Origin of the sequence: Mesoflavibacter sp. (genome assembly GCF_964226795.1) — a bacterium.
Taxonomy (GTDB): Bacteria; Bacteroidota; Bacteroidia; order Flavobacteriales; family Flavobacteriaceae; genus Mesoflavibacter; species Mesoflavibacter zeaxanthinifaciens.
The window spans coordinates 1-25,591 of the sequence record NZ_CAXQQP010000011.1 but is presented as its reverse complement, the minus strand read 5'-3'; the positions used below and the strand labels follow the sequence as shown (position 1 = coordinate 25,591).

General features: G+C 31.1%; 32 protein-coding genes and 1 pseudogene. 22 read left to right on the top strand and 11 right to left on the bottom strand.

Going from position 1 to position 25,591, the window contains the following annotated elements; translation table 11 throughout:
- From ACEQT4_RS10540 to hisIE, 10 genes and pseudogenes are all read left to right on the top strand, one after another.
- Positions 1-371: pseudogene (locus ACEQT4_RS10540) on the top strand (VWA domain-containing protein); the annotation flags it as partial.
- A 13-nt stretch (positions 372-384) separates the two neighbouring features.
- On the top strand, positions 385-1,200 hold the full coding sequence (locus ACEQT4_RS10535) for a prohibitin family protein (RefSeq protein WP_370227571.1): 816 nt from the start codon (positions 385-387) through the stop codon (positions 1,198-1,200).
- A gap of 250 nt (positions 1,201-1,450) precedes the next feature.
- Positions 1,451-2,308 (top strand): ATP phosphoribosyltransferase, encoded by an 858-nt coding sequence (gene hisG, locus ACEQT4_RS10530; RefSeq protein WP_370227569.1) that lies wholly within the window; start codon positions 1,451-1,453, stop codon positions 2,306-2,308.
- Between the two features lie 50 nt (positions 2,309-2,358).
- Positions 2,359-3,639 carry a histidinol dehydrogenase gene (gene hisD, locus ACEQT4_RS10525; protein WP_370227567.1) on the top strand — a complete coding sequence of 427 codons (1,281 nt, stop codon included), beginning with the start codon at positions 2,359-2,361 and terminating at the stop codon, positions 3,637-3,639.
- 109 nt (positions 3,640-3,748) lie between these two features.
- Positions 3,749-4,798, top strand: a complete 1,050-nt coding sequence (gene hisC, locus ACEQT4_RS10520) for a histidinol-phosphate transaminase (RefSeq protein WP_370227565.1) — start codon at positions 3,749-3,751, stop codon at positions 4,796-4,798.
- Positions 4,799-4,855: 57 nt separating this feature from the next.
- On the top strand, positions 4,856-5,989 hold the full coding sequence (gene hisB / locus ACEQT4_RS10515) for a bifunctional histidinol-phosphatase/imidazoleglycerol-phosphate dehydratase HisB (RefSeq protein ID WP_370227563.1): 1,134 nt from the start codon (positions 4,856-4,858) through the stop codon (positions 5,987-5,989).
- 87 nt (positions 5,990-6,076) lie between these two features.
- Entirely contained in the window at positions 6,077-6,718 is a 642-nt protein-coding gene (gene hisH, locus ACEQT4_RS10510) for an imidazole glycerol phosphate synthase subunit HisH (RefSeq protein WP_370227561.1), read from the top strand.
- A 76-nt stretch (positions 6,719-6,794) separates the two neighbouring features.
- Entirely contained in the window at positions 6,795-7,529 is a 735-nt protein-coding gene (gene hisA / locus ACEQT4_RS10505; RefSeq protein ID WP_370227559.1) for a 1-(5-phosphoribosyl)-5-[(5-phosphoribosylamino)methylideneamino]imidazole-4-carboxamide isomerase, read from the top strand.
- Between the two features lie 91 nt (positions 7,530-7,620).
- Positions 7,621-8,376 carry an imidazole glycerol phosphate synthase subunit HisF gene (gene hisF, locus ACEQT4_RS10500; RefSeq protein WP_370227557.1) on the top strand — a complete coding sequence of 252 codons (756 nt, stop codon included), beginning with the start codon at positions 7,621-7,623 and terminating at the stop codon, positions 8,374-8,376.
- Positions 8,377-8,423: 47 nt separating this feature from the next.
- Positions 8,424-9,035 carry a bifunctional phosphoribosyl-AMP cyclohydrolase/phosphoribosyl-ATP diphosphatase HisIE gene (gene hisIE, locus ACEQT4_RS10495; protein ID WP_370227555.1) on the top strand — a complete coding sequence of 204 codons (612 nt, stop codon included), beginning with the start codon at positions 8,424-8,426 and terminating at the stop codon, positions 9,033-9,035.
- Positions 9,036-9,054: 19 nt separating this feature from the next.
- Here hisIE and ACEQT4_RS10490 read toward each other — a convergent pair whose 3' ends face one another.
- The 4 genes from ACEQT4_RS10490 to ACEQT4_RS10475 all read right to left on the bottom strand — a co-directional run bounded on the left by ACEQT4_RS10490 (position 9,055) and on the right by ACEQT4_RS10475 (position 13,148).
- Entirely contained in the window at positions 9,055-10,008 is a 954-nt protein-coding gene (locus ACEQT4_RS10490; RefSeq protein ID WP_370227553.1) for a DUF5694 domain-containing protein, read from the bottom strand.
- Between the two features lie 91 nt (positions 10,009-10,099).
- Positions 10,100-10,894 (bottom strand): LytTR family DNA-binding domain-containing protein, encoded by a 795-nt coding sequence (locus ACEQT4_RS10485; RefSeq protein ID WP_370227551.1) that lies wholly within the window; start codon positions 10,892-10,894, stop codon positions 10,100-10,102.
- A 2-nt stretch (positions 10,895-10,896) separates the two neighbouring features.
- Positions 10,897-12,618 (bottom strand): sodium:solute symporter family protein, encoded by a 1,722-nt coding sequence (locus ACEQT4_RS10480; RefSeq protein ID WP_370227549.1) that lies wholly within the window; start codon positions 12,616-12,618, stop codon positions 10,897-10,899.
- Between the two features lie 92 nt (positions 12,619-12,710).
- A complete protein-coding gene (locus tag ACEQT4_RS10475) occupies positions 12,711-13,148 on the bottom strand; it encodes a hypothetical protein (protein ID WP_370227547.1) in 438 nt (145 codons plus the stop codon).
- An 89-nt stretch (positions 13,149-13,237) separates the two neighbouring features.
- Between ACEQT4_RS10475 and ACEQT4_RS10470 the strand changes: the two genes are divergently transcribed.
- The 7 genes from ACEQT4_RS10470 to ACEQT4_RS10440 all read left to right on the top strand — a co-directional run bounded on the left by ACEQT4_RS10470 (position 13,238) and on the right by ACEQT4_RS10440 (position 17,120).
- Positions 13,238-14,017 carry a tRNA pseudouridine(38-40) synthase TruA gene (locus tag ACEQT4_RS10470; RefSeq protein ID WP_370227545.1) on the top strand — a complete coding sequence of 260 codons (780 nt, stop codon included), beginning with the start codon at positions 13,238-13,240 and terminating at the stop codon, positions 14,015-14,017.
- A gap of 160 nt (positions 14,018-14,177) precedes the next feature.
- Positions 14,178-14,681, top strand: a complete 504-nt coding sequence (locus ACEQT4_RS10465; RefSeq protein ID WP_027878990.1) for a Dps family protein — start codon at positions 14,178-14,180, stop codon at positions 14,679-14,681.
- Between the two features lie 46 nt (positions 14,682-14,727).
- Complete coding sequence (locus ACEQT4_RS10460; RefSeq protein WP_370227543.1) at positions 14,728-15,630, top strand: mechanosensitive ion channel family protein; 903 nt, start codon at positions 14,728-14,730, stop codon at positions 15,628-15,630.
- 48 nt (positions 15,631-15,678) lie between these two features.
- Complete coding sequence (locus tag ACEQT4_RS10455) at positions 15,679-15,837, top strand: DUF1328 family protein (protein WP_027878992.1); 159 nt, start codon at positions 15,679-15,681, stop codon at positions 15,835-15,837.
- Between the two features lie 95 nt (positions 15,838-15,932).
- On the top strand, positions 15,933-16,172 hold the full coding sequence (locus ACEQT4_RS10450; protein ID WP_223076755.1) for a hypothetical protein: 240 nt from the start codon (positions 15,933-15,935) through the stop codon (positions 16,170-16,172).
- 26 nt (positions 16,173-16,198) lie between these two features.
- The gene (locus ACEQT4_RS10445) at positions 16,199-16,354 is read left to right on the top strand and encodes a hypothetical protein (protein WP_169558268.1); all 156 of its coding nucleotides are present in this window, start codon (positions 16,199-16,201) and stop codon (positions 16,352-16,354) included.
- An 82-nt stretch (positions 16,355-16,436) separates the two neighbouring features.
- Positions 16,437-17,120, top strand: a complete 684-nt coding sequence (locus ACEQT4_RS10440) for a DUF2461 domain-containing protein (RefSeq protein ID WP_370227540.1) — start codon at positions 16,437-16,439, stop codon at positions 17,118-17,120.
- Here ACEQT4_RS10440 and ACEQT4_RS10435 read toward each other — a convergent pair.
- Together ACEQT4_RS10435 and ACEQT4_RS10430 are read right to left on the bottom strand one after the other, a co-directional pair.
- A complete protein-coding gene (locus ACEQT4_RS10435; RefSeq protein ID WP_027878995.1) occupies positions 17,117-17,563 on the bottom strand; it encodes a hypothetical protein in 447 nt (148 codons plus the stop codon). The two genes, ACEQT4_RS10440 and ACEQT4_RS10435, sit on opposite strands and share 4 nt — an antisense overlap.
- A 6-nt stretch (positions 17,564-17,569) precedes the next feature.
- Entirely contained in the window at positions 17,570-17,986 is a 417-nt protein-coding gene (locus ACEQT4_RS10430) for a glyoxalase (RefSeq protein WP_370227538.1), read from the bottom strand.
- A 119-nt stretch (positions 17,987-18,105) separates the two neighbouring features.
- Here ACEQT4_RS10430 and ACEQT4_RS10425 point away from each other — a divergent pair, with 119 nt between their 5' ends.
- Entirely contained in the window at positions 18,106-18,993 is an 888-nt protein-coding gene (locus tag ACEQT4_RS10425; RefSeq protein WP_370227536.1) for a DUF72 domain-containing protein, read from the top strand.
- Positions 18,994-18,996: 3 nt separating this feature from the next.
- Positions 18,997-19,386 carry an acyl-CoA thioesterase gene (locus tag ACEQT4_RS10420; RefSeq protein ID WP_027878998.1) on the top strand — a complete coding sequence of 130 codons (390 nt, stop codon included), beginning with the start codon at positions 18,997-18,999 and terminating at the stop codon, positions 19,384-19,386.
- Positions 19,387-19,395: 9 nt separating this feature from the next.
- Here the strand turns inward: ACEQT4_RS10420 and ACEQT4_RS10415 are convergent, their stop codons facing one another.
- Positions 19,396-19,683: a DUF3817 domain-containing protein gene (locus ACEQT4_RS10415; protein WP_370227533.1), complete on the bottom strand. Its 288-nt coding sequence runs from the start codon at positions 19,681-19,683 to the stop codon at positions 19,396-19,398.
- Between the two features lie 200 nt (positions 19,684-19,883).
- Here ACEQT4_RS10415 and ACEQT4_RS10410 point away from each other — a divergent pair, with 200 nt between their 5' ends.
- Positions 19,884-20,339, top strand: a complete 456-nt coding sequence (locus tag ACEQT4_RS10410; RefSeq protein WP_027879000.1) for a cold-shock protein — start codon at positions 19,884-19,886, stop codon at positions 20,337-20,339.
- Positions 20,340-20,401: 62 nt separating this feature from the next.
- Here the strand turns inward: ACEQT4_RS10410 and ACEQT4_RS10405 are convergent, their stop codons facing one another.
- Positions 20,402-21,205: an energy transducer TonB gene (locus tag ACEQT4_RS10405; RefSeq protein ID WP_370227531.1), complete on the bottom strand. Its 804-nt coding sequence runs from the start codon at positions 21,203-21,205 to the stop codon at positions 20,402-20,404.
- 198 nt (positions 21,206-21,403) lie between these two features.
- Between ACEQT4_RS10405 and ACEQT4_RS10400 the strand changes: the two genes are divergently transcribed.
- Complete coding sequence (locus ACEQT4_RS10400; RefSeq protein ID WP_370227529.1) at positions 21,404-22,210, top strand: helix-turn-helix domain-containing protein; 807 nt, start codon at positions 21,404-21,406, stop codon at positions 22,208-22,210.
- Between the two features lie 98 nt (positions 22,211-22,308).
- Positions 22,309-22,737 carry a peptidylprolyl isomerase gene (locus ACEQT4_RS10395; protein WP_027879004.1) on the top strand — a complete coding sequence of 143 codons (429 nt, stop codon included), beginning with the start codon at positions 22,309-22,311 and terminating at the stop codon, positions 22,735-22,737.
- Positions 22,738-23,464: 727 nt separating this feature from the next.
- Here ACEQT4_RS10395 and ACEQT4_RS10390 read toward each other — a convergent pair.
- The 3 genes from ACEQT4_RS10390 to ACEQT4_RS10380 all read right to left on the bottom strand — a co-directional run bounded on the left by ACEQT4_RS10390 (position 23,465) and on the right by ACEQT4_RS10380 (position 25,461).
- Positions 23,465-24,529: an alkene reductase gene (locus ACEQT4_RS10390; RefSeq protein WP_370227526.1), complete on the bottom strand. Its 1,065-nt coding sequence runs from the start codon at positions 24,527-24,529 to the stop codon at positions 23,465-23,467.
- Positions 24,530-24,658: 129 nt separating this feature from the next.
- Positions 24,659-25,090 carry a PepSY-like domain-containing protein gene (locus ACEQT4_RS10385; RefSeq protein WP_106677737.1) on the bottom strand — a complete coding sequence of 144 codons (432 nt, stop codon included), beginning with the start codon at positions 25,088-25,090 and terminating at the stop codon, positions 24,659-24,661.
- Between the two features lie 5 nt (positions 25,091-25,095).
- Positions 25,096-25,461, bottom strand: a complete 366-nt coding sequence (locus ACEQT4_RS10380; protein ID WP_370227524.1) for a hypothetical protein — start codon at positions 25,459-25,461, stop codon at positions 25,096-25,098.
- Between the last annotated feature and the right edge of the window lie 130 nt (positions 25,462-25,591).

Sequence of the window (25,591 nt, the reverse complement as noted above, 5' to 3'; positions counted from 1 at the left end):
AAAACAACAGTTATCAAGTTAATTTAAATGGTTTAGACGCTGGAGATTACAGTTTTACAGTTAGTTCTACTACAGATAAATTATCATCGTCAGGTAATTTTAAAATTATACCATTTAATGTAGAGCAACAATTTTTAAACGCCAATGTAACAAAGCTGCAACAAGTTGCTACTAATAGTAAAGGTCAAACTTATTTTATTGATAACACTTCTACTTTGGCAGATAGTTTATTATCAGATAATCGTTATCAGCCAATTCTTAAAACCAATAAAAGAGTTGTACCTTTGATAGACTGGTATTATCTACTATTTTTTATAGCATTGTGCTTGGCTTTAGAATGGTTTATCAGGAAATATAAAGGATTAATTTAAAATAAAAATTACAATGGAAAAATTACCAAAAATTGCATTCCCTTTTATTATTGCGGGAGTTATATTTATAATTATAATAGCTAAATCTGCTGTCACCATAGATGCCGGTCATGCTGCTGTTTTATATGAAACTTTAGGAGATGGTGTAGACTCTAATAAAGTACCTTTAGGTCCAGGTTTTCATATAATTGCTCCATGGAATAGAGTTATAGATTATGAAACACGTCAGCAAGAAATTCCAGAAAAAATGTCTGTATTATCATCTAATGGATTAGATATAAAATTAGATGCATCGGTGTTATACGAACCAGATGTTAAAAACTTAGGAAAATTGCATAATGAGAAAGGAGAAAATTATTTAAGCAGAGTTTTACAACCTGCTATAAGAAGTGCTGCAAGAAGTGTAGTAGGTCGTTATACTCCAGAACAATTATATTCTACTAAAAGAGATGCTATTCAAGAAGAAATTTTTGAAGAAACTAGAAAAATTGTAGAAAGTCAATACATTCAACTTAACAATGTTTTGATTAGAGATGTTACGTTACCACCTACAATTAAAGAAGCTATAGAAAGAAAACTTAGACAAGAACAAGAATCTTTAGAGTATGAATTTAGATTAGTTACTGCTGAAAAAGAAGCTCAAAAACAACGTATTGAGGCACAAGGTAAAGCAGATGCTAATAGAATTTTAAGCGCTTCTTTAACAGATAAAATCCTTCAAGATAAGGGTATTGAAGCGACTAATAAATTAGCAGAATCACCTAATAGTAAAGTAGTTATAATTGGTTCTGGCGAAAGCGGAATGCCTATAATTTTAGGTAACCAATAATAATTAAATTAATTTTAACATTTCATAATTTGGAATTTTAAATATTAATTTACAATCTTTGTACAGAACAAAACTAGACATGACTTTTATTCAATTACATCATCATCATTTCCATACTTGCACTCAAGCGAGCTAGAAATGTATTGAATAAAAACAAAATATTTTTAAAACCGTTTGAGTAAATCAAGCGGTTTTTTTATTACTAAAAACTTCACTAAGATTTGCTCAAGCACTTTAACAAAAAAGAAAAATGAGTAAATTAAAAATTGCAATTCAAAAATCAGGACGATTAAATGAGGATTCTATGAAAATCCTTAAAGATGTTGGTATTTCTATCGATAATGGTAAAGACCAACTCAAAGCATCAGCTAAAAACTTCCCATTAGAAGTATTTTATTTGCGTAACGGAGACATTCCGCAGTACTTAAAAGATGGTGTTGTAGACGTCGCTATTATCGGTGAAAACGTTTTGGTGGAAAAAGGTCAAGACATTACTGTTGCAGAGAAATTAGGATTTTCTAGCTGTAAAGTGTCTGTCGCAATTCCAAAAGGAAAAAGCTACAATTCTATTAAAGATTTAGAAGGAAAACGTATCGCAACATCTTACCCAAACACTGTCAACCAATTCTTAAAAGATAACAATGTTAACGCGAATTTGCACATTATTAATGGTTCCGTAGAAATAGCACCAAACATTGGACTAGCAGATGCTATTGTTGATATTGTGTCTAGCGGAAGCACTTTGTTTAAAAACAATCTTAAAGAAGTTGAAGTCATTTTAAAATCTGAAGCTGTACTTGCAGTTTCACCTCAAATTTCATCTGAAAATCAAGCGATTTTAAACAAGTTACAGTTTAGATTACAATCGGTTTTAAAAGCAAGAAATTCACGTTACGTATTACTTAACGCGCCAAACAACAAAGTAGAAGACATTATCAATATTTTACCAGGAATGAAAAGTCCAACCGTTTTACCACTAGCCGAAGAAGGCTGGAGTTCACTACACTCGGTAATCAACAAAAACGATTTCTGGGAAATTATAGACGAATTAAAAACCAATGGAGCAGAAGGTATATTAGTTTGTCCAATTGAAAATATGGTTTTATAAGTAATGTCACTTCGAGTGATTTTGAGGAACGAAAAATAGTATAGAGAAGAATGAAAGCAATAAAATACCCAAATAAAAACACCTGGTTAGAGATTTTAAAGCGACCAACACAAACCGTTAACGATATAGAAAGTACAGTTAATCAAATTTTTGAAGACGTACAACGCAATGGTGATGCAGCAGTTTCAAAATACACAAAGTTATTTGATGGCGCTGATTTACGATCTAATCTTGTAACTGTGCAAGAAATAGAAGATGCATCTTCTAAATTATCATCAGAATTAAAATCTGCGATTAACCAAGCAAAATCAAATATTGAAACATTTCACAAAGCACAAAAAACAGAAAGGGTAAGCGTAGAAACATCTGTTGGAATTACCTGCTGGCAAGAAATACGTGCCATACAAAAAGTTGGGATTTATATTCCTGCTGGTACTGCGCCATTATTTTCAACAGTTTTAATGTTAGCAATTCCTGCAAATATCGCTGGTTGTAAAGAAGTTGTGTTATGTTCGCCACCAAATAAAGACGGTAAAATTGCTAACGAAATTTTATATGCAGCTCAACTTTGTGGTGTGACTAAAATTGTAAAAGTTGGTGGCATTCAAGCGATTGCAGGATTAACATTTGGAACAGAAACTATTCCGCAAGTTTATAAAATATTCGGACCAGGAAACCAATTTGTAACTGTTGCAAAGCAATTGGCTACTAAATATGGTGTTGCTATCGATATGCCTGCAGGACCAAGCGAATTGTTAGTTGTGGCAGACGATAGTGCAAATGCAAGTTACGTGGCTTCAGATTTATTAAGTCAAGCAGAACATGGAACTGATAGTCAAGTCATTTTAGTATCAACGTCTGAGAATTTCATTAATGAAGTTGAAACTGAAATTAACACGCAAATCAAAGCATTACCAAGACAAGATATTGCGCAACAAGCTATCAATAATTCAAAATCTATTTTAGTAAATTCAGATGAAGAAGCTTTAGATTTAATCAATGATTACGGTCCAGAACACTTTATTGTTGCAACAAAAAACAACGATTTTTATGTTGATGGCATTCAAAATGCAGGTTCTGTGTTTATAGGTAATTACACACCTGAAAGCGCTGGCGATTATGCATCTGGTACTAATCATACCTTGCCAACTAATGGATTTAGCAAAGCGTATTCTGGTGTAAATTTAGACAGTTTCACAAAAGCGATTACGTTTCAAAACATCACAAAAGAAGGTTTGAAAAACATAGGAAGCACTATAGAACTAATGGCTGAAGCTGAAGGTTTGCAAGCGCATAAAAACGCAGTTTCAATTAGATTAAAAGATATATAGCAAACGTCACATCGAGTGATTTCGAAGAATGAGAAATTGTATCGAGATGCAAAAGTTCTCGATACGATTTTCAAAAGAAAATCACTCGAACTGACGAAAATCAAATTAAATGAAAACAACTTTCAACATAAATAACTTAGTTAGACCAAACATCGCAGCCTTAAAACCGTATTCTTCTGCGAGAGATGAGTTTAAAGACGCAACATCAAACCAAATGATTTTTTTAGATGCAAATGAAAATCCGTTTGAAAATGGTGTAAATCGCTATCCTGATCCGCAACAAAAGGATGTAAAATCAATGTTGTCAAACATAAAAAACATTCCAACCGAGAATATCCTGTTAGGCAACGGAAGTGATGAAGTGTTAGACTTAATTTTTAGAGCCTTTTGTGAGCCTAATCAAGATAATATCATCACATTACCGCCAACATACGGTATGTACGACGTATTAGCAAATACAAATGCAGTAGACGTTATAACGGTCGAATTGGATACTGATTTTCAACCAAAAGTAGACGACATTCTTAACACTCAAAATGACAACACCAAACTGTTGTTTTTATGCTCGCCAAACAATCCAACAGCGAATAGTTTTGAAGCTTCAAAAATTGAAAAGTTATTAACTAATTTCAATGGGATAGTAGTGATTGATGAAGCGTATATCGATTTTTCAGAAGACGAAAGTTGGATATCAAAATTATCACATTTCCCAAATTTGATAGTTACACAAACGCTATCTAAAGCTTATGGAATGGCAGGAATCAGACTCGGGATTTGTTATGCATCTAACGAAATTATTTCAATTTTAAATAAAATAAAACCACCATATAACGTCAATCAACTAACGCAGCAAAAGGCAATCCAACGTTTAGAAAATCAACAAGACGTTCAAAACGAAATTCAGAATATAATTTCAGAAAGACGCTTGTTAATTAAAGCCTTAATGTCGATTACTTGGATTGATACTATATATCCAACACAAGCTAATTTTGTGTTAGTAAAAGTTGATGATGCGACTAATCGATACAATCAGTTAGTAGAAAAAGGCATTGTTGTTCGTAATAGAACCAATCAACCACTTTGCAAAAACTGTTTACGTTTTACGGTTGGCACAAGTGATGAGAATGCGAAATTGATTACAGTATTAAATAATATATAAACGTCACATCGAGTGATATTCATAAGAAATTCACTCGAACTGACGAAAACATAAAAAATGAAAAAAGTACTATTCATAGACCGTGATGGCACATTGATTAAAGAACCAGCAGACGAGCAAATCGATAGTTTTGAGAAGTTGGTATTTTATCCAAAAGTGTTCACGTATTTAAGTAAAATCGCAAAAGAATTAGATTTTGAAATCGTAATGATTACCAATCAAGATGGATTGGGAACAGATGTGTATCCAGAAAATACGTTTTGGCCTGTTCATAATTTTGTACTTCAATCTTTTGAAAATGAAGGTGTTATTTTTGAAGAACAATTTATCGACAGAACTTTTGCTAAGGATAACGCACCAACTCGAAAACCAAATACAGGTTTGCTAACCAAGTATTTTAGCGAAGATTACGATTTAGAAAATTCGTTTGTCATTGGTGACCGTTTAACCGATGTTGAATTAGCTAAAAACCTTGGTTCTAAAGGCATTTTTATCGATGACAATACCAATTTAGGAACCGATGAAATCACGGTACAACGAGACGCTTTAGACCAGTTTATCGCATTAGAAAGTAATGATTGGGAAGAAATCTATAAATTCTTAAAAGCTAAAGAACGCACAGGAAGCATCGAGCGAAACACCAATGAAACCAAGATTAAAATCGATTTAAATCTTGACGGAACAGGACAAAGTAATATAGATACTGGCATTGCTTTTTTTGACCATATGTTAGACCAAATTGCACGTCACGGACAATTAGATTTAAACATTAAGGTTGATGGTGATTTAGAAGTAGACGAGCATCACACGATTGAAGATACAGCAATAGCTTTAGGTGAAGTGTTTGCAACGACTTTAGGGAACAAATTAGGTATAGAACGTTACGGTTTTAGTCTACCAATGGACGATTGTTTTGCGCAAGCTGCAATAGATTTTGGTGGTAGAAATTGGTTGGTTTGGGAAGCCGATTTTAAACGTGAAATGATTGGTAAAATGCCAACCGAAATGTTTTTTCACTTCTTTAAATCCTTTACAGATGGTGCAAAATGTAACCTAAACATTAAAGCAGAAGGTACAAACGAGCATCACAAAATAGAAGCTATTTTTAAAGCATTTGCAAAAGCCATAAAAATGGCTGTAAAACGCGATGTTGAAAAAATGATTTTACCAAGTACAAAAGGAATGTTGTAGTACTTGTCATTCAGAAGGAGGAACGACTGAAGAATCTCTAATTTAAAGATTCTTCGCTTTGCTCTGAATGACAAATAACACTAAAAAATGGATAAAGAAAATTTAAATACAGAGGCTAATTCTTCCCCTTTGGGGAAGTCAGAAGGGGCAAATATTGTCATCATAAATTACGGTGCAGGAAACATCAAAAGCATTCAATTTGCTTTTAAGCGCTTAGGTTTTGAAGCGTTGTTAACTAATAATCCTGAAGAAATTAAAGCAGCAGACAAAGTGATCTTTCCTGGTGTAGGCGAGGCGAGTAGTGCAATGCAAAAGCTAAAAGAGTCAGGTTTGGATCGTTTGGTTCCGAAGTTAAAACAACCTGTTTTAGGGATTTGTTTAGGTATGCAATTAATGTGTAAATCTACAGAAGAAGGACATACAAAAGGCTTAGGTATTTTTGATGTAGATGTAAAACGCTTTTCAAACACAGTAAAAGTGCCACAAATGGGTTGGAATACGATTAATAATCTTCAATCAGATTTGTTTAAAGGAGTTAAAGACGATGAGTTTATGTATTTAGTCCATAGTTTTTATGCAGAACAATGCAAAGACGCAATCGCAACAACAACTTATGATGTAGAATACGCTTCAGCATTACAAAAAGATAATTTTTACGGTGTGCAATTTCATCCAGAAAAATCATCTTTAGCAGGTGAACAAATTTTGAGAAATTTCATCAATTTATAAAATAAAAATGTCAGGCTGAGCGCAGTCGAAGCCTATATATTAACTAAAAAGATTCCTGCCTACGCAGGAAATAATTATGAGAATAATACCAGCAATAGATATAATAGAAGGAAAGTGCGTAAGATTAACTAAAGGCGATTACAGCACCACAAAAATGTACAATGAAAATCCACTAGAAGTAGCCAAGCAATTTGAAGATGCAGGCATAGAATACTTGCATATGGTAGATTTAGAAGGCGCTAAAGCAGACCACGTAGTCAACTATAAAGTGTTAGAAAAGGTTGCAACCAAAACCAATTTAAAAATTGATTTTGGTGGCGGACTTAAATCCGACGACGATGTATTTATAGCATTTAATTCTGGTGCTAAACAAATTACAGGTGGTAGTATAGCTGTAAAAAACACCGACACTTTTTTACGATGGATTAATAAATACGGTACCCAAAAAATTATCCTTGGTGCCGATTGTAAAAACGAAAAAATCGCTATTTCTGGTTGGTTAGAAGAAAGTAGTTTAGAGGTTGTTCCGTTTATTCAGGAATATCAAAAAAATGGTATTCAGTATGTGGTATGTACAGATATTTCAAAAGACGGAATGCTTCAAGGTCCATCCGTAGATTTGTATAAAAAAATAATTAACCAATGTACTAATGGTAGCTCAGATCAATCTGTAAAGCTAATCGCTTCTGGTGGAGTAACAACTATTGAAGATGTTGAAGTTTTATCTGAAATTGGATGCGATGGTGTAATAATTGGTAAAGCCATTTACGAAAACAGAATAAGTTTAAAAGAATTAGAACGCTTTTTATAATAAAAAATTAATGTCATTGCGAGCGTAAGCGTGGCAATCTCATTCTTTGTAAAAGATTGCTTCACTATGTTCGCAATGACGAATAGAATTTATGCTAACAAAACGAATCATACCTTGTCTAGATATTAAAAACGGTCGAACCGTTAAAGGCGTTAATTTTGTTAATTTAAGGGACGCAGGCGATCCTGTAGAATTAGCAAAACAGTATGCGGTAAAAGGTGCAGACGAATTGGTGTTTTTAGATATTTCTGCAACTTTAGAAGGTAGAAAAACAATGATTGAAATGGTGCTTAAAGTTGCCGAACAAGTCAATATTCCATTTACTGTTGGTGGCGGAATTTCAAGTGTTGAAGATGTAGATGTACTTTTAAAATCTGGTGCAGATAAAATATCTGTAAATTCTTCAGCAGTAAAACGACCAGAATTGGTAAACGAATTGTCAAGTAAATTTGGTAGTCAATGTGTTGTGGTTGCTATAGATGCCAAACAAGTTAATGGACAATGGAAAGTCCATTTAGCTGGTGGAAGCATTCCAACCGAATTAGATTTATTTGATTGGGCAAAAGAAGTTGAAACAAGAGGCGCAGGCGAAATCCTGTTTACTTCTATGAATAACGACGGAACAAAAAACGGGTTTGCAAACGAAGCTTTAGCTAAACTGTCAGACACTGTAAATATTCCGATAATTGCTTCTGGTGGCGCAGGAACTATTCAGCATTTTACAGATACATTTAAAGAAGGAAAAGCAGATGCAGCTTTGGCTGCCAGTGTATTTCATTTTGGTGAAATAGAAATAAAAGACTTAAAAGAAGAATTAAAGCAGAAAGGTATTTCTGTTAGATTATAAATCTTATCCTGAACTTGATTCAGGATCTCATAAAGCGTAAAAATATAATGAACATAAATTTTAATAAAAATAACGACGGATTAGTCCCAGCAATCATTCAAGATGCCACAACCAAAAATGTGTTAATGTTGGGTTATATGAACGAAGAAGCGTTTAAAAAAACACAAGACACGAAGTTAGTAACCTTTTTTAGCCGTACCAAAAACCGACTTTGGACCAAAGGTGAAGAAAGCGGTAACGTTTTAAACTTAGTAGATATTAAACTAGACTGTGATAACGATACGTTATTAATTTCAGTAAATCCAAAAGGACCAACGTGTCACACAGGAAGCGATACGTGTTGGGATGAAGCAAATACCGAATCTTTCGGATTTTTAACCCAATTAGAAAACACAATACAAAGTAGAGTAGAAGCCGGTAACACAGAAAAATCGTATGTAGCTTCATTATTTGCAAAAGGAATTAATAAAGTGGCTCAAAAAGTTGGTGAAGAGGCTGTAGAAGTTGTAATAGAAGCTAAGGACAATAACGACGATTTATTTTTAAATGAAAGCGCTGATTTATTATTTCACTATTTAATGTTATTACAAGCTAAAGGCTTTAAATTAGAAGATGTTATAAATGTGCTAAAACAAAGAGATAAAAAAAACGCTAGATAAGCATCTAGCGTTTTTTGCTTTATAATTCGTTTACAAGGGTTATTTTAAACTTCGGATAATTTTCTTTTAATTCCTTTTCTAACCCTATTATATGAGCAGCACCAACAATAACAATATTTCGTGTTTTATCTGAGGCTTTTACGCTATCACCGATGTTTTTTGCCATACGCATATTTCTTTCGTTCCAGTATTTTTCGCCTTGTTTACAACCATCGGTCATATTTTTTGTGTAAGTAAATGCAGCTAATTGATGGCTTGTTTGCAAAGATTTTTTCTTATTGGTGTGTTTTCCTAAACCTCTAAATATCGCAGGTAAAATTGCCGAGTTATAGTCCTTTTTATTTAGTTTTTTCATAATAGCGTTATTCCCATTATTTTTTCCCTCTTTATAACATTTAGACCAACCTTCATGATATTTATCGTTGGTTCGTTGATCATCCATAGCATTTAATAGTTTAATATTTTGATGTATGGCTAATTTATAAGTAAGATCACCATCTTCATAACGTGTTGGTTTTTTACTTCCTTTTAAGCCGTGCTTTAAAATATAACTGTAAAATCCAAAATTAGCGTCGTCTCTATGGTAAGCAAATGTTTTTTGTAAATATTGTAAATCTTGTTTCGTCATGGCTGAAAAGTCTTTTTCTAAAAGTGATAAAACTTTAGTACTATCTGGTGTAAAAACGTTTTTAATAGAATCTGACAAATGGTAGAATTGCTTATAACTTTTAGACCATCCATTTTTTAAATATGCCCAACTTAAACTGTCATTTCCTTTAGGACTCTCTACATATATTGCTGTCGGATTATATTTTTTGGCACGTCTTAGCATAGGTTTATAACTATGCTTTACAATTTTTGGAACCTTATGCATTGTGCCGACTAAGACAATTTCTTTTTGTACTTGTTGTTGTGCATTTAGGTTGAAAATAGATAGACAAACGATTAAAATTAGCATTACAATAGATTTCATCTTTATTAAATTTTTGATTAAACTTTGATACTGCTAAATTAAAATCTAATCTTGATAAAACCCTTTGTTTTATTGACTTTGGGGCGAAATGTTATGTTGTTGTGGTAGAATTAAACCGTTGTTTTATGCTACTTAAATATGTTTTTGAAATAGGAATTTCGATAGCATGATTTAAAATTAAAAAATGCTTTCCTTTTTCGGTTTTCCATTGCTGAAAATGATATGGGTTAACAAGATATGAACGATGTGTTCTAATCAATTCGTCAAAAGTTTCATCTATGACTGAAAGTTTATTTCTTATTAAGGTTTTTTTTAATTCATTTCCTGATAGATATAATACTTCAATATAATTATCTGAAGATTGTATGCTAATCAGGTCATTTAAATGCAATCTTATACCTTCAAAATTACCTTCTCCTTTAATTTCTATTTTTTGATCTTCAACTTGTTTTTCAAAATATTTACCAAAAGCAAATCTAGCGATTATGATTATAGGTATAATAGTACCAGCTGCAGGTAGTAAAATAGCTTTAAGCATGTAACCCAAAGTGTAAGGGTTTGGAATGCCATCCATAATTACATATAAGTAGTACAATCTAACAAACGTTAGAGTTATAATGGTATACGTAAGCAGAAAAACAATTTCTTTAGCAATAGTCCATTTTTTTATCTTATAAGGCAATAGTTTGTATTGTAAAGGCAAAAATAAAAGGTAAGAAATACCGCCAATTATGCCATATCCAGGCAAGTAGATTAGTTTTTCTGTATCGCCAAACTCGTCTACGTCCAAAGGTTCTGTAAAATAAAGAAAGACAAAAATCCAAATAGCAAGTAATAAACCTATAATAATATGGTGTTTTAATTTTGGATCAAAAGGGTAATTCATAATTAAAACTTATTCAATTTATAAATAATAATTCCTAAAACAGTTGTAATAACTAATAAAACAAATCCTTTTAAAGTATTGCCATAAATAAAACTTCCAATTGAAAATAATAACGCATATACACCAAAAACACCACAGAAAAAACTAATTGTTTTGTTGCCAAATCCTTTAAATTTTGATTCGTTACCAAAAATTAGAGCATTAAAAGTAGCTAAAGTTTTTGCATCTGTAGGTTGTGTTAGTAAAGTCACGATAATCCAACCAAAAGTCGTAATTACTACACCTAAAACTAATTGCCAATGTCCAGCAATTGTTACCATTGGTGTATCTAATTTTCCGTTTATAAAGAAGAAAACAGCAATTAAAAACGAGATTACCATAGCTGCAATTTCACTGTACGGATTAATTCTGCTCCAAAACCAACGCAAAATAAAAAGTAATCCTGTTCCAGCACCAATTTGAAGTAATAAATTAAATACATCTGCTGCCGATTGTAAATAAAATGAAAATAATGCAGCACATAACATCAATAATACTGTAGAGATACGTCCAACTAAAACCTGCTCTTTATCCGTAGCTTCTGGTTTTAGAAATCGTTTGTAAAAATCGTTTACTATGTAAGAACTTCCCCAATTTAATTGTGTCGAAATAGTACTCATAAACGCTGCAATAAGTGATGTTAAAACAATACCAATTAATCCTGCAGGTAAATACGTCATCATTGCTGCGTAAGCTACATCGTGACCTTGCATTTGCTTTGTAAGGTTGGGAAAGGTTTCTGAGATGGCATTTAAATTAGGAAAAACAACAATTGAAGCCAAACCAACCACAACCCAAGGCCAAGGACGAATTGCATAATGTGCTACATTAAAAAATAGAGTTGCCCAAGTCGCGTGTTTTTCGTTTTTAGCAGCTAGCATTCGTTGCGCAATATATCCGCCGCCACCAGGTTCTGCACCAGGATACCACGTGCTCCACCATTGTACTGCTAACGGAATAATTAGCAAAGTAATTAATGCTTCTGTATTACTAAAATCAGGAAAGAATGCTAATTTATCTACTACATTTTCACTTGTTAAAAGATTATCAATTCCACCAATTTCAGGGATGTTAACTATGTATATTGTAGCCCAAATACTTCCAACCATTGCAATAATAAATTGAATAAAATCGGTAATTAATACACCTTTTAATCCTCCTAAAGTAGAGTAAACAACTACAATAATAGAGGCGTAAAGCAACATTTCTTCTTGTGATATTCCTAATAAAATATTTGCAATTTTCGCACCAGCCAAACATACGCCAGCCATAGTAATAATATTAAAAATTACACCAAGATAGATAGCTCTAAATCCGCGTAAAAAACTAGCCGTTTTTCCGCTATAGCGTAACTCGTAAAACTCTAGATCTGTTGTTATTCCGCTTTTGCGCCATAATCTAGCGTAAAAAAATACGGTTAACATACCGGTTAGTAGCATTGCCCACCAAACCCAGTTTCCAGAAACACCGTTGGTCCTAACCAATTCGGTTACTAATCCAGGTGTATCTGCAGCAAATGTTGTTGCAACCATGCTTACACCAAGTAACCACCAAGGCATGTTTCGGCTTGATAAGAAAAATGATTTTGTGTCTTTCCCGGCTTGTTTAGAAACAAAAATTCCTATTCCTGCAAATAGAATTAAAAAAAAGACAATTATTACCCAATCTAAAGTAGATAAAACCATAATTATAAATGTTGATAAACAAATCTAAGATTTATTAATAAATAAAAAAGCATTAGAAATTTCTAATGCTTTTTTATGGGAGTTAAAACTTATTACTTAAGCCAACCTTTTGCAATTCCTTTATTTGAAAATACTATTAATAGAATAGCTATTATAGGTATTGAAATTGACATACTTGTATCAAATCCAGACATTTTATCTGAAATTGGTGATATGAAAAACGTGTAAATAGATTGAACGATTACAGCAATAAAAGAAACTATAAAAAAGATATTAGCTAGTTTTTTTCTCAATAATAATAGGATGCATGCTCCAAATCCAGCAAAAACAGCAATTGCGAATGCAGCAGTATACCAAGCAGGAAAATCTATACTATAAATTTCTTGTTGTTCTGGTGGCATTGCAGCGATAGCTTCTTCGGTTAAAAATGCTTGTCCAATATAAGCTAATACGCCCATTGCATTCCATAATAAAGCAATAATGCTTATTATCCAGAACCAAATTGGAGGTTTTTGTGTGGTTGTTGTCATAATTTTAAAATTTAGTTAGTTTTTTAATGATATACAATTTATAAAATTTTTGCCAATTGAAATGTAATAACTTATTTTCGGCAATAATTATGAAAAAGAAATTTTTTTACGTTATCACCATTCAATACTTAGGCTATCGTTTTCACGGTTGGCAAAAACAACCCAATGTAAAGACGTTACATTTAATGGTAGATCGTACTTTAAATTTCATTTTAAATAAAAAACCATTTAAAACCTTAGTTTCTGGTCGTACTGATGCTATGGTTAGTGCAGAAAACGCTGCTTTTGAGTTATTTTTAGAAGAACCTATTGAAGATTTTGAAGCGTTTTTAGAGCTATTTAATTACAATTTACCTCAAGACATTCGTGCTAAATCTATCAAAGAAGTAGATAGTAAATTTAATATTATTCAATCTTCAAAAACTAAAGAATACATATACATTTTTGCATTTGGTGGTAAATTTCATCCGTTTTGTGCACCAATAATGACTACTATTTTAGATCCTTTAGATATTGAAGTGATGAAAGAAGGCGCAAAACTTTTTGAAGGTAGACATTATCTAAAAAGCTATTGTTTTAGACCTACAGATCATGGTGTTTACGAAAGAGAAATTGATACTTGCGAAATCGTAGAAAACACACTTTACTCTGCAAATTTCTTTCCAGAAAAGACATATATGCTTCGTGTTAGAGGTAAAGGTTTTATGCGTAATCAAATACGATTAATGATGGGAGCATTAATCAATTTAGGTAGAGGAGAACTTACTTTAAACGACATTAAATCTAGCTTAACACCCGAAAACACTGTAGCTATAGATTATGTAGCTCCTGCATCTGGACTTATTCTTCATAAGTTAGAGTTTGATTAAACTGTTAATCGTTTTAACAACTCATTTTTTTCTTAACACAATTTTATGTTAAAAGACTTAGCTATTAGTTAAAGCTAGTTAAATGGCTAGTAATCAATATTGTTTAATTGTAATTTAGAACTGTTAAACAAAATAAACAACCCAAAATATAATATTGATTATGAGTTATTTGAATATGCAAGATGAAAAATTATTACCAGTAGTAATGGATTTAAATACATTATTATCTGACTACCATATGTACTACCAAAAACTAAGAAGTTTTCACTGGAATATATTAGGAAAAAACTTTTTTGACCTACATGAACAGTTTGAAGACATGTACAATGATGCACAAATTAAAATTGATGAAATAGCTGAGCGAATTTTAACACTTAGACATCATCCTGTTAGTAAATTTAGTGATTACATTAAAATAGCTACTGTACAGGAGGAAAGCGCTATGATTTCTGACCAAAAAATGATAGAAACTCTTTTAAACGACCACAAAATTATTTTAGCGCAAATGTCTAGTGTTATAGATTCTGCTGAAAATGCAGGAGATGAAGGTACAATTGATTTAGTTGGTGCTTATATAAGAGAATTAGAAAAAACTAGCTGGATGTTAAATGCTTGGACAAAAAAGTCTACAGAGCAATTAAAGGAAGAAGCAGTAGCTAGCTAATATTTTAGCAATTTAGATACAGTACTAACCTTAAAAATTTAACATTATGAAAGATCAATTATCCGAAGCATATAATTTATTGATAGATAAATTAGAAGGCTGGTTTAATATAATAGTAACCAATATACCAAACTTAATTTTAGCAATCTTAGTATTATTTGCCGCATATTTTGTTTCAAAATATGTAAACAAATATGTAAGCAAGCTAATGGCTAGAAGAGTAGAACAAAACTCTATAACTAATATGGTAGGACGCATTTCTGCAGTAGTTGTAGTATTAGCTGGATTATTTTTAGCCTTAGGTATATTAAATCTTAGTAAAACATTAACCTCATTATTAGCTGGTGCTGGTGTTGCTGGATTAGCAATTGGATTAGCTTTACAAGGTACATTATCTAACACCTTTGCAGGTATTGTATTGTCTTTTAGAAAGAAAATACAAATAGGGCATTGGGTAGAGACCAATGGATTTTCTGGAGAAGTTATGGATATTAACCTTAAAGATTTCACCTTAAAAGAAGCAGATAACAACATTGTAGTTATTCCTAATAAGAAGATTTTAGAAAATCCACTAAAAAACTACACACTAACTACAAAAATGAGAGTGTTTTTAGAGTGCGGCGTTGGATATGAGTCGGATTTAGAACAAGTAGAGCAATTAACTAAAGAAACAATCTGTAACACATTTGATCAGATAGAAAAACCAGAAGATGTAGAGTTTTATTTTACAGAATACGGATCAAGTTCAATCAACTATTTATGCAGATTCTGGATTGATGCCGAAAATGCTCTAGAAAAATTAAGAGCAAAAAGTACAGCAATTATAGAAATTAAAAAAGCATACGATAAAGCGGACATTAACATTCCGTTCCCTATCAGAACACTTCAATTTGATAATAAATTATCATTTGAATCACAAAATTTAGAGAAACAATTCTCTAACAACTAAAAGCAAAGTGCTGTTAGTTTAATATTAACCATTTAAAACCAAAAAATTATGTTACGTTGGACAATCACATTTATCATTATCGCAATTATAGCCGGAATCTTAGGATTTGGAGGCGTTGCAGGAGCAGCTGCAGGAATTGCTAAAATCTTATTCTTTGTCTTTTTAGTGTTATTTGTAGTATCACTATTAAGAGGAGCAACTAGATAAATACTAGTCAACTAATCAGTTACTTAAAATAATTTAGAAGCAAAAATAAGCTAGCTGATTAGTTCTATTTATTAACCAATAAAAACCAAAAAACGATGAAAAAATTAATATACACCTTCTTAATCTTGTTCTCACTAACCACAGTGTTTACAAGTTGTAGAGAAGAAAAGAAAACACCAGAAGAAAAAATTGAAGAAACTATGGACGAAATGCAAGACGACATTGATGAAGCTTCAGACGATGTTAAAGACGCAATGGAAGACGTAGAAGATGAAATTGAAGAAGTTAAAGAAGAAAGCAAAGCAGAAGTCGAAGAAATGACTGATGAACAATAAATATTAACCACTAAAAACCAAATATTATGAAATTTACTTTAAAAAAATCTATTTATGCATTTATTTTAATGTTCTCATTAGCAGCAGCATTTACATCTTGTAGAGAAGAAAAATCTACAGGAGAAAAAGTAGAAGATACTGTAGAAGATGTTGCAGATGATGTAGAAGATGCAGTAGATTAATAACTACATAAATTGCTATGAAACAAAAAAACCTCAGTTTAAACTGAGGTTTTTTTGTAATTTTAATAAAAATTAAATCTTAATGAAATCGACTATATCTAAACACGTATTCACATTTTTAAAACAACTAGAAAAAAATAATAATAGAGATTGGTTTAATGAAAGAAAACCAGAATTTAAAACTATAGAAAAGGAAGTAAAAGCGTTTAATGAGGAATTATTTACTCTAATTAATAAACATGACCAAATAGATAAGTTAAAGCAGTTTAGAATATATAGAGACGTAAGATTTTCTAAAAACAAACAACCTTATAAAACTCATTTTGGTTGTTCCTTTAATCGTGTAAAACCTAAACTTAGAGGTGGATATTATATACATATTCAGCCAAATGACGAAAGTTTTATTGCTACAGGGTTTTGGGATCCAAATAAAGAAGATTTACTACGCATTAGAAAAGAGTTTGAAACAGACGATCAAGAGATGCGCGATATATTAAACGATAAAAGCTTTTCTACTATTTGGGGAGATTTTAAAGGAGACAGCCTTAAAACAGCACCAAAAGGTTTTGATAAAGAACATCCAGCAATAGATTTAATACGTCGTAAACAGTATATTTTTACTAAACCGTTTACAGACAATCAAGTTTTATCAGATAACTTTATAAATGAAGTAGATACAGCATTTAAAGCCATTCGTCCATTTTTTGATTATATGAGCGATGTCTTAAATACAGATCTTAACGGTGTTTCTATACTTAACGATTAGTCTACTTCGGTAACGATATATTTAGTGCCATTAAATTCAAAACGATCACCAACTGTTTTTTGCTTTAATAATTGACCTATTGGAGATTGTAAAGAAATAACATAAAACGTATCACCATCTAATTCTATTTTACCTAAACTAATAGCAATAAAAAATTGCAAACTATCCGTTTTTACTAAGCTTCCTAAAGCCACGTTAGGCGATAGTAAATTGGTTTTAACAAGCTTAAGGTATTCTTGTGTTTTTCTAGCTTCGTTTAAATAACCTATGTTTTTTTCAAGGTCATTCATTAATTTACCGTTACCAGAATCGTCGTCTTCGTTATTTGGTTTATCGTTATTTTCTAAAGATTCTTTTAAAAGTTCAATCTCGTTTTTGTAATCCTTTATGCGATTATCTACATGTGTATTACAAATCTGTAAAAGTTGTTGTTTTGTTGTCATTTTATCTTAAACCGCAGATAAATATTTAGGCTTTTCAAATAATTGAATATTGCTTTGTAAACGTTGTTTTACAATATTCATCATACGTTTATTTAGCGCTGATGAGTTTTTTATATACGTCAAATATTCATCTACTGTAAATTGACCAATCACCATACCTTTAAGGCTGTTTCTAAACTTAATGTCTTTATGTATAGCATTTTCAATATAATTTAAACGCTTTTCTAATGTCAATTGGTAAAATACATTTTTATGTTTTGCAATGTAATTTCTAAAAACCTCAATAAATAAATCATTTTGCAATTTAATTACTGGTCTTAACGTTTCATTTTGAAAGCGTTCTTCACTACTCATTGTTTCATTAATAATAATACTTTCAATAATTGGTCTTGCAGCTAACAGTTGTTGATCTCGCGTAGTCATGATAGTAATTTTTACTAAAATTATCGATAAATAATAGCAATACAGACATAGTAAAAAATTGTTTTTAACGGTCTTATTAACAATCTATAAATTGTAATTTTGAAATAAATATGGATTAAATGAAATTTGGAAGCGTTACTAACCCAGAAGATATAGATTTTACTTTACCAGAAGACCATAAAGACACAAAACGTGTGCTTAATTTGGTAAAAGATGATAATGAACCAGAAATATATGTTGGTTGCGCAAAATGGAATAGAGCAGACCTAAAAGGCTTCTATCCAAGAGGCACAAAAGACGAATTGGAGTATTATTCTTCACAATTTAATAGTATAGAGCTTAATGCAACTTTTTACCGAATTTTTCCGCCAGAACAATTTGAAAAATGGAGAGAAAAAACACCATCAAATTTTAAGTTTTTTCCTAAGCTAAATCAAGAAATTAGTCATTGGAAACGTCTTAACGAAGTTAAAGAAGTCGTAGATAACTATCTATATTCTGCTATTAATTTAGAAGAAAAATTAGGTACTATTTTTTTGCAAATGCATAATAATTTTGCACCAAAAGATTTTAATCGTGTTGTTAATTTTATTGAAGATTGGCCAAAAGAAGTACCATTAGCAGTAGAGTTTAGACATACCGATTGGTATAACGATCCAACCGTTTCAGAAGAGTTATTTCAACTTTTAGAAACTAATAACATATCAAATGTTATTGTTGATACAGCAGGAAGACGTGATTTGATGCATATGCGATTAACCAATCCAACTGCTTTTGTGCGTTACGTTGGCGCAAATCATCCTACAGATTATACACGACTTGACGATTGGATAAAACGATTAAAAACTTGGAAAACACAAGGAATTAAAGAGATAGATTTTTTTATACATCAAAACATAGAAAAAGAATCACCTTTACTTTCAGCATATTTTATAAAACAATTAAATGCAGAATTAGGCGCTCAATTAAAAGTCCCTAACGAAGCTCAACAACAAAATTTATTTTAGCCTATGAGATTTCATACAAGAAAATGGGTAAAACCAGAAGACTTAAATCCAAACGGTACTTTGTTTGGTGGTAAATTACTAGCTTGGATTGATGAAGAAGCAGCACTTTACAGCATAGTACAATTAGAAAACAATAAAGTGGTTACTAAATACATGAGTGAAATTAACTTTATGAGTAAAGCAACCGAAGGTGATATTGTAGAGATTGGTATTGATGTTAAAAAGTTTGGTGGCACATCGTTAACCCTTAAATGTGAAGTGCGTAATATGCGTACACGCGAAACTATTATTACTGTAGAAGATATTATCATGGTAAATTTAGGTGAAGATGGAAAACCTAAACCACACGGAAAAACACAAATAGAATACGTTAAAGACCGATTAAAAAAGTAGGAGAGAAGCCTACTTTTTTTTAGCTAAAAACTTTTTGTCTACGTAAAAAGTTCCAAAAGGAATTAAAGAAGCAACAAGTACAACTAAAAACGTACGGTTATTCCATTTTTGTTCTGGTTTTAACAACACAGCCAAAGCAATATAAGCTACAAATAATAACCCATGTGGCATACCTAAAAGCTTAACATATGTAGGGTCGTTTGCAAAATACTTTACAGGTGTTGCAATAAAAAGTAATAATATATAAGATACACCTTCTAATAAGGCGATAATTCTGAAAATACTAAGTAAACTCATTCAAAAAATTTTAAACAAAAATAAACCCTGAAACTTAATTAACCGAAAAAATATTAAATAAATTAACCGTATATTTGTATACTCATTTATAGCAAGTAATCCTTTCTAATTCTTTACTTCACTAACTATTCAGAATTTTTAAGCGTATCGCATTAATTACTTTCTTTTAAATGAAATAATTAAAAACTTAAAATACGCTAATGGCAAAATCACAACAAACATTTAACAAAAGTGAAAAAGAAAAAAAACGTTTAAAAAAGCGAGAAGATAAACGTAAAAAAATGGAAGCTCGCAAAGCCGAAAAAGAAGCCAATGGTGGTTCTAATGGTATACAATTTGCATATGTAGATCATAACGGAAATTTGGTAGATACACCACCAGATCCAGATATGAAAAAGAAAATAGATTCTGAAGAAATTGTACTTGGTGTACCAAAAAAGGAAGAAGGAGAACAAGAAGATCCTATAAGACAAGGTAAAGTCTCTTTTTTTGATACATCTAAAGGCTTTGGATTTATTATCGATTCTGAAAATAATGAAAAATATTTTTGTCACGTAAGCGGACTTAAAAGTCAAATAGCTGAAAATGACAAAGTATCTTTTGAGCTAGAAAAAGGTATGAAAGGTATGAATGCTGTTAACGTTACTAAAATATAACACTACATAAAATATTAATAAAAACCTCTTTAAATTTAAAGAGGTTTTTTATTTGAAAAAATCTAACAACCCATTAACCCAAAAGAAATAACTAACTCTTGGTCAACAGTGTTACCGTTTTCATCTTTTGCTGGTGTCCAAGTACCAGGTAAATCTTTCATCAATTTAATAATTTGCTTATCTACTTTTGGGTAGTTAGAACTATGATCCAAATGTATATTTTCAATTTCACCTGTTTTGGTTACAGTAAAGTATAGTTTACCTGCTTTTAGCTGTTTAGGATCAACATCTTGTCTAACTGTTTCGGTTTGGTCTTTAAAATAGGCTTTTAATGCTTTAAAACCTTCAGAATATTTTGCTTGCACATCTGGTACAATGGTATGATGTGGTGTAGAGTAGTTATAACCGCCAGAATAGTTATCTATAAATTCTGTTCTAAAAACAATATTGTCGCCATAATCTAACGTTTGTAAGTAATTAAGTTGCTCTGTAGTAAAATTTGTAGTTGTTCCGGCTAAATTTAAATCTTGTTGTCTATCGTTAACCACTTTTAGTAATCGTACAGCTTGTAAAGTTTTCATACTGTTTAGTGTTTCTATGTCGTAAACATCTTTTAGTTTTTTTGCATTAATGACTACTGATTTTTTAATGGGCATAAAACGTGTGCCAATTTCATAGATAAAATCTTCAAAGACTTCATTTTTAATAATTGGATCATGTTCCTTAGGTCCATAAATTACGTCTTCAGTTTCAGTAATGGTTATTTGCGTTGGTGCAACGTCTTTAATGTCTTTTTTAAAAACGGTAAACGCTGTTAATACAAACGCAAAAATTACTATACCAAGGATTAAAATTTGTTTTTTCATAACTTTAAATTTAATGATTAATGAGATTTAAAAAATTTGATATTATAAAACTATAGCGATAAGCCGTTAAAAGTGTCAAAAAAGTGTAAAAGAAGTGTCAACTGTTGTAAAATCTCATAAAAATGTATGTTATTTACAATACTTATGAAGTTAACTCGCCTATTTTTAAAACCTATAATCGTACTAATTTTGGTTAGTATGGTATTACAATCTTGCACAAAAACACAAGAACCAGCAACAAACCAAGTAGTAAAAATAGCTTTAAGAGATGTTGGTCACCAACTATTATTAAGTAATCAAGACAGCACAACGGTAGTACCGCCGATACAAGATTTGGGCGATAACCATTACCAATTACAATTTAATACACGGTTAAGCATACATCCTGATAGTTTAGTACAGCAAGTAAAAACAAGTTTTAAAAAAGCTAATTTACCTAATAATTATATTACCGAAGTACAGCGTTGTAGCGATAACCAAGTAGCGTATAGCTACCAAATGAAACAAGATATAGAACAAGGTATTGTACCTTGTGGCGGCAGAGCTTTAAAACAAGATTGCTACACTATAACCGTAGCGTTTTACACCATAAAAACCACAACTTCTTTTGCTTATTATACTATACCGTTAGCCTTATTAATTATAGGATTATTATGGTTTATAAAGTTGAGATCTAAACCCAAAGCAATAAGACAACCTATAAGTACAAATGCTAAAACTATTGGTAGTTATACCTTTTATCCAGAACAAAACAAGCTAATTAAACAGGCTAAAGTAATTACTTTATCTAAAAAAGAATGCGAGCTTCTTAGCATTTTTATAGCACAACCAAACCAAGTTATTAAACGCGAAACTTTATCTAAACGTGTTTGGGAAGACCATGGAGTAGTAGTTGGTAGAAGTTTGGATACTTACATCTCTAAACTGCGTAAAAAACTACAAGAAGACCAAAGTATTAAACTAACCAACGTACATGGTGTTGGTTATAAGTTGGAAGTGGAGTAGTGGTCTACCGTTGAAAATCTAAAGTATTTCTTAATTATTCGTCAAACCAATATAAGAGCCATACCTTTGTAACTATTTACAAATTATAAACAAAAATTATGAGTAAAGTAAAAGCAAACGATACTGTAAAAGTACATTACACAGGTAAATTAACCAATGGGCAAGTGTTTGATACATCTGCAGAAAGAGAACCGTTACAAGCACAATTAGGACAAGGACAATTAATACCTGGTTTTGAAAACGCTTTAATTGATATGGCAGTTAACGAAAAGAAAACTGTAACAATAGCCAAAGCAGATGCTTACGGAGATGTGCGTACAGAATTGTTTCAAAAAGTAGCAAAAGAAGAATTACCAAAAGAAATTACTCCAGAAGTTGGCATGGGCTTAGTTGCATCTGCACCAGATGGATCACAACAACAATTACGTGTAGCAGAAGTTAATGAAGATCATATTGTTATAGATGCTAATCATCCGTTAGCTGGTCAAGATTTAATCTTTGATTTAGAAGTAGTTGGAATAAACTAATATATTTTTAGTCATTTCGAACGCAGTGAGAAATCACATAATAAAAGAATCTATCAAGAATTAGATTTATAATGAATAACGCTTTAGAACATTCTAAAGCGTTTTTTTATGATAAAATTTCTCTAAAAAAATAAATTCTGTATCTAGTGCGAAATGACAAATAATAATTATGTAAAATAGAATTAATATAAAAAATGATTTGTTATAATTAATCCTTTAAATTACTATTTTTCTAATCGCTGAGAATCGCGTATTTAAAAATATACGATCATTTATACAGAATATTAAAATTATGAGAATTATGAAATATGACCATTTTTATGGTTTTTAAAGTCATTTCGAACAACGTGAGAAATCACATTATTTTGAAATAAAATTTTATGATAGTTTCACTGATTACTTGATTTATTATATTTTGAGATATAGATTCCGCATCAAGTGCGGAATGACAATTATATTTATTATGGATTGATAATAATTAGCTTTACATAATCATTTACGATATAAGTCTAAAGACATTTTATCGATGACTATGTAAAATAGCACTTCGTGCTATTATGCTAACTATTATAATTGTATTATAATTTATATTATGTAAAATAGAGGTTTATTGATTGTACTCTATAATTATAATATATAAGAATTAAAAAACGCCTAGATTACCTCTAAGCGTTTTTAAACTAATTAATCTAAACTATTAATCGTATATACTCTAAGGGATTCACTTTTAATAATCTGTATAACCTTCTTTTCCTGGTGTGTAAAACGTATCAGGATTTGGGTCTTGTAATTCTTTATGATTTTTAAATCTTTCAACTAAATCTGGATTTGATATAAATGGTCTACCAACGTAAACTAAATCCATACCTTCATCTAAAACTTTTTGAGCATCTGCTTCACTAACAACGCCACCACCTGAAATTACAGTTCCAACAAAGCTTCCTTTTATAGTTGCTTTAATATCTGTTTTAAATTCTGGTGCGCCCATTGCTGTATGATCTACAATATGTATGTAAGCTATATCTAGTTTTTTAAGCTCTAAAGCCAAATAGTTGTATAGCTCTACTAAATCGTCATAATCATACTGTACGTCTCCGTTAGCACCGTATGGTGAAACACGTATTCCAACTTTATCACTTCCAATAGCAGCAACTACTTTTTCTGTTGTCTCTAGCACAAAACGAGCTCTGTTTTCAAAATTTCCACCGTAATTATCATCTCTAACGTTTGATTTTGGATTTAAAAACTGCTCTAATAAATAGCCGTTTGCAGCGTGTAATTCGATACCATCAATTCCTGCATCTATTAATTTTTTAGCGCTATTAACAAATTCGTTTTGGGTGCTTTCTATATCTTTTAATGTCATTGCTCTTGGTGTAGTATGTGGCAACATCCCTTTTGTATCGGTATACATTTCACCATCAGCTTTTATTGCACTTGCAGATAAAACTTCTCCACCATCAGGAATATTTTCATCTACAGCCATTCTTCCGCAATGCATAAGTTGTACAAAAATTTTACCATCATTTTTATGTACTCCTTTTGCTATTTGTTTCCAGCCTTCAATTTGTGCTGGGCTAAAAGCGCCTGGAATACGCGCATAACCAAGCCCGTTGACTGAAGGAGAAGTTCCTTCACTTATAATTAATCCTGCTCCTGCTCTTTGACTGTAATATTCTGTCATTAAATCATTTGGAATATTATCTATTGCTCTGCAACGCGTCATCGGAGCCATTACTATTCTATTTTTAAGCGTTGTGTTTTTTAAATTGTAATCGTTATATAAAGTCATGTTTTAAATTTTTATTAAAAATAAATACCATGGAAAATATTTCCAAGTGATTTAACTTAATTTTATAAGTGTATTACATATGTATATATTGAAAGGTTGAGTGTTTAAATTAGTTTAATGACATATACATTAATTAATGATTTGTCCATTTTCTCTAAATTCTACATCTTTATTTTTACCTTTTTGTTTAAATTCTACATCATAAAATATGCCTTTTGTTGCACTTTGCACATATTCTACTTCTGTTATATCTTCATCTTTAAACTTGTTGTTAATTACTTGTTTGATTGCTTTCGGCAGATCTTCTTTATTAATGCTTAATTCTGTTTCAATCCAATTTCCTTTAGGCGAAAAATCTGCACGGTATTTTTTTCCATCTTTTTTGAAATGTGCCTCAAAATTTCCATGTGAATCTTTTTCCCAATTCGGATTTTTTTCACTTGGATACTTATTTTTAAAAGCTGTCTTTACGGTTTTAGGCACTTGCCCATTTACTGTGTTATTACAACTTATAAATAAAATGACTAGTAAAAGCAAACTTGATGTTTTAAGTAACTTCATAATTTTTATTTTTTATTAATGGTTTCTAATGGCTGAATATCATCTTTAATCTGCTTATAAACATCTAATTGAATTGATGTTAAAATATCTGCCATTTCTGCAGTTTCTTCACGCTGCATATTGTATAATTTGGCTAATTTGGCTTTTCCTGTGAAGTTATTTTCTATTTTATTTCTTGTTATTAAAAACTCCTCTACTTTCTTTTCAAACAGCATAAATTGTTTGGTGGTCATTTCTAATTGTTTGTCGTATGCTTTAGCAATTTCTGTAGCTCTTTTATCTAATTTTTCAGAATGTTTTTGAGTGAAAGTATCTTGTGCAAAAATTGATGTGGTAATTAAAAATGCTAAAATGGTAAGTATCTTTTTCATAACTGTAATTTTTTGGTTTACAATAATATACTTTGATTTAAAGGCATTGTCAAATCATTTAAGCAAACTTTAATATTTAACTATAAAGGTTTAACAGTTATTAATATTTAGAAATAAAAAAAAGGCGCAA

Bases quoted from the DNA above. Each gene is read 5' to 3' on its own strand.
- ACEQT4_RS10455 (WP_027878992.1), top strand. From the start codon at position 15,679: ATGTTACGTTGGACAATCACATTTATCATTATCGCAATTATAGCCGGA.
- hisG (WP_370227569.1), top strand. From the start codon at position 1,451: ATGAGTAAATTAAAAATTGCAATTCAAAAATCAGGACGATTAAATGAG.
- ACEQT4_RS10425 (WP_370227536.1), top strand. From the start codon at position 18,106: ATGAAATTTGGAAGCGTTACTAACCCAGAAGATATAGATTTTACTTTA.
- ACEQT4_RS10475 (WP_370227547.1), bottom strand. From the start codon at position 13,148: ATGACAACAACCACACAAAAACCTCCAATTTGGTTCTGGATAATAAGC.
- ACEQT4_RS10405 (WP_370227531.1), bottom strand. From the start codon at position 21,205: ATGAAAAAACAAATTTTAATCCTTGGTATAGTAATTTTTGCGTTTGTA.
- ACEQT4_RS10395 (WP_027879004.1), top strand. From the start codon at position 22,309: ATGAGTAAAGTAAAAGCAAACGATACTGTAAAAGTACATTACACAGGT.
- ACEQT4_RS10400 (WP_370227529.1), top strand. From the start codon at position 21,404: ATGGTATTACAATCTTGCACAAAAACACAAGAACCAGCAACAAACCAA.
- hisD (WP_370227567.1), top strand. From the start codon at position 2,359: ATGAAAGCAATAAAATACCCAAATAAAAACACCTGGTTAGAGATTTTA.
- ACEQT4_RS10435 (WP_027878995.1), bottom strand. From the start codon at position 17,563: ATGACAACAAAACAACAACTTTTACAGATTTGTAATACACATGTAGAT.
- hisF (WP_370227557.1), top strand. From the start codon at position 7,621: ATGCTAACAAAACGAATCATACCTTGTCTAGATATTAAAAACGGTCGA.
- ACEQT4_RS10430 (WP_370227538.1), bottom strand. From the start codon at position 17,986: ATGACTACGCGAGATCAACAACTGTTAGCTGCAAGACCAATTATTGAA.
- ACEQT4_RS10440 (WP_370227540.1), top strand. From the start codon at position 16,437: ATGAAATCGACTATATCTAAACACGTATTCACATTTTTAAAACAACTA.
- hisB (WP_370227563.1), top strand. From the start codon at position 4,856: ATGAAAAAAGTACTATTCATAGACCGTGATGGCACATTGATTAAAGAA.
- hisC (WP_370227565.1), top strand. From the start codon at position 3,749: ATGAAAACAACTTTCAACATAAATAACTTAGTTAGACCAAACATCGCA.
- ACEQT4_RS10445 (WP_169558268.1), top strand. From the start codon at position 16,199: ATGAAATTTACTTTAAAAAAATCTATTTATGCATTTATTTTAATGTTC.
- ACEQT4_RS10450 (WP_223076755.1), top strand. From the start codon at position 15,933: ATGAAAAAATTAATATACACCTTCTTAATCTTGTTCTCACTAACCACA.
- ACEQT4_RS10420 (WP_027878998.1), top strand. From the start codon at position 18,997: ATGAGATTTCATACAAGAAAATGGGTAAAACCAGAAGACTTAAATCCA.
- ACEQT4_RS10535 (WP_370227571.1), top strand. From the start codon at position 385: ATGGAAAAATTACCAAAAATTGCATTCCCTTTTATTATTGCGGGAGTT.
- ACEQT4_RS10480 (WP_370227549.1), bottom strand. From the start codon at position 12,618: ATGGTTTTATCTACTTTAGATTGGGTAATAATTGTCTTTTTTTTAATT.
- ACEQT4_RS10460 (WP_370227543.1), top strand. From the start codon at position 14,728: ATGAAAGATCAATTATCCGAAGCATATAATTTATTGATAGATAAATTA.
- ACEQT4_RS10415 (WP_370227533.1), bottom strand. From the start codon at position 19,683: ATGAGTTTACTTAGTATTTTCAGAATTATCGCCTTATTAGAAGGTGTA.
- ACEQT4_RS10410 (WP_027879000.1), top strand. From the start codon at position 19,884: ATGGCAAAATCACAACAAACATTTAACAAAAGTGAAAAAGAAAAAAAA.
- ACEQT4_RS10490 (WP_370227553.1), bottom strand. From the start codon at position 10,008: ATGAAATCTATTGTAATGCTAATTTTAATCGTTTGTCTATCTATTTTC.
- hisH (WP_370227561.1), top strand. From the start codon at position 6,077: ATGGATAAAGAAAATTTAAATACAGAGGCTAATTCTTCCCCTTTGGGG.
- ACEQT4_RS10470 (WP_370227545.1), top strand. From the start codon at position 13,238: ATGAAAAAGAAATTTTTTTACGTTATCACCATTCAATACTTAGGCTAT.
- ACEQT4_RS10385 (WP_106677737.1), bottom strand. From the start codon at position 25,090: ATGAAGTTACTTAAAACATCAAGTTTGCTTTTACTAGTCATTTTATTT.
- ACEQT4_RS10390 (WP_370227526.1), bottom strand. From the start codon at position 24,529: ATGACTTTATATAACGATTACAATTTAAAAAACACAACGCTTAAAAAT.
- ACEQT4_RS10485 (WP_370227551.1), bottom strand. From the start codon at position 10,894: ATGAATTACCCTTTTGATCCAAAATTAAAACACCATATTATTATAGGT.
- hisIE (WP_370227555.1), top strand. From the start codon at position 8,424: ATGAACATAAATTTTAATAAAAATAACGACGGATTAGTCCCAGCAATC.
- hisA (WP_370227559.1), top strand. From the start codon at position 6,795: ATGAGAATAATACCAGCAATAGATATAATAGAAGGAAAGTGCGTAAGA.
- ACEQT4_RS10380 (WP_370227524.1), bottom strand. From the start codon at position 25,461: ATGAAAAAGATACTTACCATTTTAGCATTTTTAATTACCACATCAATT.
- ACEQT4_RS10465 (WP_027878990.1), top strand. From the start codon at position 14,178: ATGAGTTATTTGAATATGCAAGATGAAAAATTATTACCAGTAGTAATG.